We start from the raw sequence: 6,013 nt of genomic DNA, 5'->3' as shown, positions 1-6,013 counted from the left end.
GCATCCGACATGCTGCGCGCGGCGCTGCTGAAGATCGCGGCCGGCGTGGCGCCGCCGGACCTCACCGCGGCGTCCGGCGCGCTCGGCGCGGCGCTCGGCCGGGCCTGACGAACAAGGGGACGAACACGTGGCGGCAGCCCTTGTCGCGCGGGCCCGCAACACGCTGCCGACAGCGCCCGCGCGCGTGTTAGAGTGCCATGTGATCCGTGCGCGCCGTTGCCAGCGCGGTGCGGCGTTGCTTGTTGATCGCGGCCCGGTCAGGCCGCGGCGTCTTTGCTAAAATTCAAACCATGTCAAAGCCTTCCGATCGCATCAATCTCACCAACCAGTTCCTGATCGCCATGCCGAACATGGCCGATCCGACGTTCTCGGGAACGGTGGTCTATCTTTGCGATCACAGCGAGCGCGGTGCGCTCGGCCTCGTCATCAATCGTCCTACCGACATCGACCTCGAATCGCTGTTCAACCGCATCGACCTGAAGCTCGACATCGAGCCGCTGCTGCACATCCCCGTGTACTTCGGCGGCCCGGTCCAGACCGAGCGCGGTTTCGTGCTGCACGAGCCGGTCGAGGGCGCGAGCTACAACTCGTCGATGTCCGTCGAGGGCGGACTGGAGATGACCACGTCGAAGGACGTGCTCGAGGCGGTCGCGACGGGCACCGGCCCGAAGCGCTTCCTGCTGACGCTCGGCCATGCGGGCTGGGGGGCCGGGCAGCTCGAGGAAGAAATTTCCCGCAACGGCTGGCTGACCGTGGCCGCCGATCCGCGCATCGTGTTCGACACGCCGGCGGAAGAGCGCTTCGAAGCCGCACTCGGCCTGCTCGGCGTCAGCTCGTCGATGCTGTCCGGCGAAGCAGGGCACGCATGAGTGGCGCGAGCGCGCGCGATGCGACGCTCCTCGCGTTCGACTACGGCGAAAAGCGTATCGGCGTCGCGATCGGCAATGCGCTGACGCGCTCGGCCCGTGCGCTCGTCGTGATCCAGAACCTGAACCGCGAACACCGCTTCAAGGCGGTTGGCGACCTGCTGGCCGAATGGCGGCCGGACGCGCTCGTCGTCGGCCTGCCGATGCATCCGGACGGCACGCCGCACGACATGACGCAGCAGGCGAAGCGCTTCGGCAATCAGCTGAACGGCCGCTTCGGGCTGCCCGTCACGTGGGTCGACGAGCGCTATTCGTCGGTCGAGGCCGAGGCCGGGCTGCGCGAGCGCAACGTGCGCGGCCGCGCCCGGGCCGAGGTGCTCGATGCCGAGGCCGCGCGCGTCATCCTTCAACAGTATCTCGATCAATTGTCCGACCATGAGCACCATTGACGCCGAGGCGCTTTACCGCGTCCTGCTCGACCAGATCCGCGCCGCGTACGGCACGGCTTTCGCCGAACCGGGCGGCCCGCGGCTCGCCGGCATTCACAGCGGCGGCGCATGGATCGTCGAGCGCCTCGCGCGCGATCTCGGCGCGCCGGCGTTCGGCGTCGTGAACGTCGCGCTGCACCGCGACGATTACGCGAAGAAGGGGCTGCACAGCCAGGCCAGCCCGACGTCGCTGCCGTTCGAGGTCGACGGCGCGCGCATCGTGCTCGTCGACGATGTGCTGTACACCGGGCGCACCGTGCGTGCGGCGCTCAACGAGCTGTTCGACTACGGCCGTCCGGCCGCGGTCGAGCTCGCGGTGCTCGCCGATCGCGGCGGCCGCGAACTGCCGGTCGCCGCGCGCTTCGCGGGCGGCACGCTCGACGTGCCGGCCGACGCGACGCTCGTGCTCGCGCGCGACGATGCGCAGTTCACGCTGCGCGTCGAGGCGCACGGCGCCTGAACGACACGCGAACCGTATCCCGGGCCGCTGGTTTGCACCGCGGCCCGTTTGCATAGTTGGAATCACGCACACCATGACCACCGACACCACTGGCCGCACCGGCAATCCCGCTGCGGCCGCGAGCCCCGACCGGTTCCGCTACGGTTTCCTGAAGGGCAACCCGCAGCTCACGAAAAACGGCGAGCTGAAGCACCTGCTGTCGATCGAGGGCCTGCCGCGCTCGATCGTCAACCACATCCTCGATACGGCCGAGCAGTTCGTCAGCGTGACGGACCGTGAAGTGAAGAAGGTGCCGCTGCTGCGCGGCAAGTCCGTGTTCAACCTGTTCTTCGAGAACTCGACGCGCACGCGCACGACCTTCGAGATCGCCGCGACGCGCCTGTCGGCCGATGTGCTGAACCTGAACATCAATGCGTCGTCGACGAGCAAGGGCGAATCGCTGCTCGACACGATCAACAACCTGTCGGCGATGCATGCCGACCTGTTCGTCGTGCGTCACGCGTCGAGCGGCGCGCCGTACCTGATCGCCGAGCACTGCGCACCGCACGTGCACGTGATCAACGCCGGCGACGGCCGCCATGCGCACCCGACGCAGGGCCTGCTCGACATGTACACGATCCGTCACTACAAGCGCGACTTCACGAAGCTGCGCGTGGCGATCGTCGGCGATATCCTGCATTCGCGCGTCGCGCGCTCCGACATTCACGCGCTCACCACGCTCGGCGTGCCGGAAGTGCGCGCGATCGGCCCGCGCACGCTGCTGCCGGGCGGCCTCGAGCAGATGGGCGTGAAGGTGTTCCACAACCTCGACGAAGGGCTGAAGGGCGTCGACGTGATCATCATGCTGCGCCTGCAGAACGAGCGGATGAGCGGCGCGCTGCTGCCGTCCGCGCAGGAATACTTCAAGACCTGGGGCCTGACGCCCGAGCGCCTCGCGCTGGCCGCGCCCGACGCGATCGTGATGCACCCGGGCCCGATGAACCGCGGCGTCGAGATCGATTCGCAGGTCGCCGATGGCCCGCAATCGGTGATCCTCAACCAGGTCACGTTCGGCATCGCCGTGCGGATGGCGGTGATGGGCATCGTCGCCGGCAACAGCGACTGAGCCCGCTTTCGCGCATCCTCATTCAGGCATTCAACGCATTCAACGTATTCACAGACAGCGCATGAAGATTCATATCCAAGGCGGCACGCTGATCGACCCGGTCGCCGGCACCGAGCAGCAGGCCGACGTTTTCGTCGCGGACGGCAAGATCGCCGCGCTCGGCGCGGCGCCGGCCGGTTTCAACGCGGACAGGACGATCGACGCATCGGGCCTGATCGTCGCGCCCGGCCTCGTCGACCTGTGCGCGCGGCTGCGCGAGCCCGGCTACGAGCACAAGGCGACGCTCGCGTCCGAGATGGCCGCAGCCGTTGCGGGCGGCGTCACGACCCTCGTGTGCCCGCCGGATACCGACCCCGTGCTCGACGAGCCGGGCCTCGTCGAGATGCTCAAGTTCCGCGCGCGCAACCTGCACCAGGCCAACGTGCATCCGCTCGGCGCGCTGACGATCGGCCTCAAGGGGGAAGTGATCACCGAGATGGTCGCGCTGACCGAGTCCGGCTGCGTCGGCTTCACGCATGCCAACGTGCCGGTGCGCGACACGCAGGTGCTGCTGCGTGCGCTGCAGTACGCGAGCACCTACGGCTACACCACGTGGCTGCGCCCGCAAGACGCATTCATCGGCCGCGGCGGCGTCGCCGCGAGCGGCGCGCTGGCGTCGCGGCTCGGGCTGTCCGGCGTGCCGGTCGCGGCCGAGACGATCGCGCTGCACACGATCTTCGAACTGATGCGCGTGACGGGCGCAAGCGTGCACCTCGCGCGGCTGTCGTCGGCGGCCGGCCTCGCGCTCGTGCGCGCGGCGAAGGCCGAGGGGCTGCCCGTGACCTGCGACGTCGGCGTGAATCACCTGCACCTGATCGACGTCGACATCGGCTACTTCGATTCGCAGTTCCGGCTCGATCCGCCGCTGCGCAGCGAGCGCGATCGCGAAGCGATTCGCGTGGCGCTCGCCGATGGCACGATCGACGCGATCTGCTCCGACCACACGCCGGTCGACGACGACGAGAAACTGCTGCCGTTCGGCGAAGCGACGCCGGGCGCGACGGGGCTCGAACTGCTGCTGTCGCTGACGTTGAAGTGGGCGGACGAGACGCGCACGCCGCTTGCGCAGGCGCTGCGCCGCATCACGTCCGCACCGGCCGACGTGCTGAAGCTGCCGGCCGGCCGCCTGGCCGAAGGCGGTGCGGCCGACCTGTGCGTGTTCGACCCGCGTGCGCACTGGCGCGTCGAGCCCCGTGCGCTGAAGAGCCAGGGCCACAACTCGCCGTTCCTCGGCTACGAACTGCCCGCCTGCGTGCGCACGACGTTCGTCGCCGGGCAGATCGCGTTCGAGCGCCCCTGAACCACGCCGGACCTTCGCCATGATTGCCCTTCGCAAGCTGCGTCTCGTCTTTCACCTGTTGCGCGGCATGGCGATCGTCGCGCTGCGTTTTTCGCACGTCACGCCCGCGCGGCGCGCCGAGATGATACGCCGCTGGTCGCTCAAGCTGCTGCGGATCTGCGGGATGCGCCTCGTCGTCCATCACGACGGCGCGCGGCTCGACGCGAGCGCGCTCGTGGTCGGCAATCACGTGTCGTGGCTCGATATCTACACGATCAACGCGTGGCGGCCGACGCCGTTCGTGTCGAAGGCCGAGGTGCGGCAGTGGCCGGTCGTCGGCTGGCTCGCCGAGAAGCTCGACACCGTGTTCCTGCAGCGCGAGAAGCGCACCGAGGCGATGCGGGTCATGCACGAGATGGCCGAGCGCCTGCGCAACGGCGGGCTGATGTGCGTGTTTCCGGAAGGGACGACGACCGACGGGCAGGAACTGCTGCCGTTCCATGCGAACCTGTTCCAGTCCGCGGTGTCGGCCGGCTGCGCGGTGCAGCCGATCTGCCTGATGTACGAGGACGCGCAGGGGCGGCAGTCGGTCGCGCCGGCCTACACGGGCGAGCTGGCGCTCGGCAAGTCGCTCGACATGGTGTTGCGCGGCGGCCCGATCGTCGCGCATCTTTACGTGTGTGAACCGATCGCGCCGGGCGGTGACCGGCGGGCGACGTCCGCGGCGGCGCGCGACGCGATCGGGGCTGCGCTCGCGACGCTGCAGGAGAAGGTCGGCAAGCCGACGGCCGAGTCGCTCGCGGAATTGCAGAAGCATGCGTATCCGGCGACCGAGCTCGGCGCCGGTGCGGCAGGCGGCGAGGCGGCCGACGCGCCGGTGCCGGGGCGCGAGGGTTGATGCGCTTCCCGGCCCCGCGAATCAGGCCGTTATCACTCTCCGCCCGGCGCGAGGCACGCTTCGCACTGCACCTGCGTGACCGTGCGCTGCGCCGGATCGGCCGTTAGCCGCACGGCTGACAGCTGGTTGCCCCACACACATCCCGAATCGAGCGCGACGACGTTCTCGCGCAGCATCAGGCCGAGCGCGGCCCAGTGCCCGAACACGACCGTCACGTCCTCCGTGCGGCGCCCCGGTACGTCGAACCACGGCAGGTAGCCGGGTGGCGCGCTGTCGGGGCCGCCGTTTGCCCTGAATTCCATCGCACCGTCGGGCGTGCAGAAGCGGATGCGCGTGAACGCGTTGAACGCGACGCGCATCCGGTCGCGTTTCTTCAGATCCGGGCTCCATTGATTCGGCTCGTTGCCGTACAGTTTCTGCAGCGTGTCGCGCCAGTCGGGCGCGCGCAGCGCGCGCTGGAGTTCGTCGGCGAGCTCCAGTACCAGCGTGGCATCCCACTGCGGCAGCACGCCCGCGTGGACAAGCAGCATCCCGTCCTCCGCATGCACGAACGGGCGGTGGCGAACCCAGTCGAGCAGCGCGTCGGCGTCGGGTGCGTCGAGGATCTCGCCGATGGTGTCGCCGGGGCGTTCGGTGCGCAGGCCGGCGGAGACCGCAAGCAGGTGGAGGTCGTGATTACCGAGCACGACGGTCGCGCGCGGGCCGAGGTCGACCAGCGCGCGCAGCGCGGCGAGGGAGTCCGGGCCGCGGTTGACGACGTCGCCGGCGATCCATAGCGGGGTGTCGGCGGGGGCGGACAGTTTTTCGAGCAGAGACTGGAAAGCGGAGTGGCAGCCTTGGATGTCGCCGATGGCGATGGGGGTAGCGATCATGAGAGG

7 protein-coding genes are annotated in these 6,013 nt (G+C 69.2%); 6 read left to right on the top strand and 1 reads right to left on the bottom strand.

What is annotated here, in order from left to right; genetic code table 11:
• Window positions 1–290 precede the first annotated feature (290 nt).
• The 6 genes from G3N64_RS07780 to G3N64_RS07755 all read left to right on the top strand — a co-directional run bounded on the left by G3N64_RS07780 (window position 291) and on the right by G3N64_RS07755 (window position 5,135).
• Window positions 291–869, top strand: a complete 579-nt coding sequence (locus G3N64_RS07780; RefSeq protein WP_011351143.1) for a YqgE/AlgH family protein — start codon at window positions 291–293, stop codon at window positions 867–869.
• Window positions 866–1,315, top strand: a complete 450-nt coding sequence (ruvX, locus tag G3N64_RS07775) for a Holliday junction resolvase RuvX (protein ID WP_205783282.1) — start codon at window positions 866–868, stop codon at window positions 1,313–1,315. Before G3N64_RS07780 ends, ruvX begins: the two co-directional genes overlap by 4 nt.
• Window positions 1,302–1,814: a bifunctional pyr operon transcriptional regulator/uracil phosphoribosyltransferase PyrR gene (gene pyrR / locus G3N64_RS07770; protein ID WP_205783280.1), complete on the top strand. Its 513-nt coding sequence runs from the start codon at window positions 1,302–1,304 to the stop codon at window positions 1,812–1,814. The genes ruvX and pyrR overlap by 14 nt, the downstream gene beginning before the upstream one ends.
• Window positions 1,815–1,887: 73 nt before the next feature.
• A complete protein-coding gene (locus G3N64_RS07765) occupies window positions 1,888–2,919 on the top strand; it encodes an aspartate carbamoyltransferase catalytic subunit (RefSeq protein WP_006476735.1) in 1,032 nt (343 codons plus the stop codon).
• 61 nt (window positions 2,920–2,980) lie between these two features.
• Window positions 2,981–4,258: a dihydroorotase gene (locus tag G3N64_RS07760; protein WP_205783278.1), complete on the top strand. Its 1,278-nt coding sequence runs from the start codon at window positions 2,981–2,983 to the stop codon at window positions 4,256–4,258.
• Between the two features lie 19 nt (window positions 4,259–4,277).
• The gene (locus G3N64_RS07755; RefSeq protein WP_205783276.1) at window positions 4,278–5,135 is read left to right on the top strand and encodes a lysophospholipid acyltransferase family protein; all 858 of its coding nucleotides are present in this window, start codon (window positions 4,278–4,280) and stop codon (window positions 5,133–5,135) included.
• Between the two features lie 32 nt (window positions 5,136–5,167).
• Here the strand turns inward: G3N64_RS07755 and G3N64_RS07750 are convergent, their stop codons facing one another.
• Window positions 5,168–6,007: a symmetrical bis(5'-nucleosyl)-tetraphosphatase gene (locus G3N64_RS07750; RefSeq protein ID WP_205783274.1), complete on the bottom strand. Its 840-nt coding sequence runs from the start codon at window positions 6,005–6,007 to the stop codon at window positions 5,168–5,170.
• Window positions 6,008–6,013: the final 6 nt, after the last annotated feature.

Source organism: Burkholderia sp. Ac-20344 (genome assembly GCF_017104975.1).
GTDB lineage: Bacteria > Pseudomonadota > Gammaproteobacteria > Burkholderiales > Burkholderiaceae > Burkholderia.
Note: the sequence above shows the minus strand (reverse complement) of the source record. Positions and strands in the feature narration are given on the sequence as shown.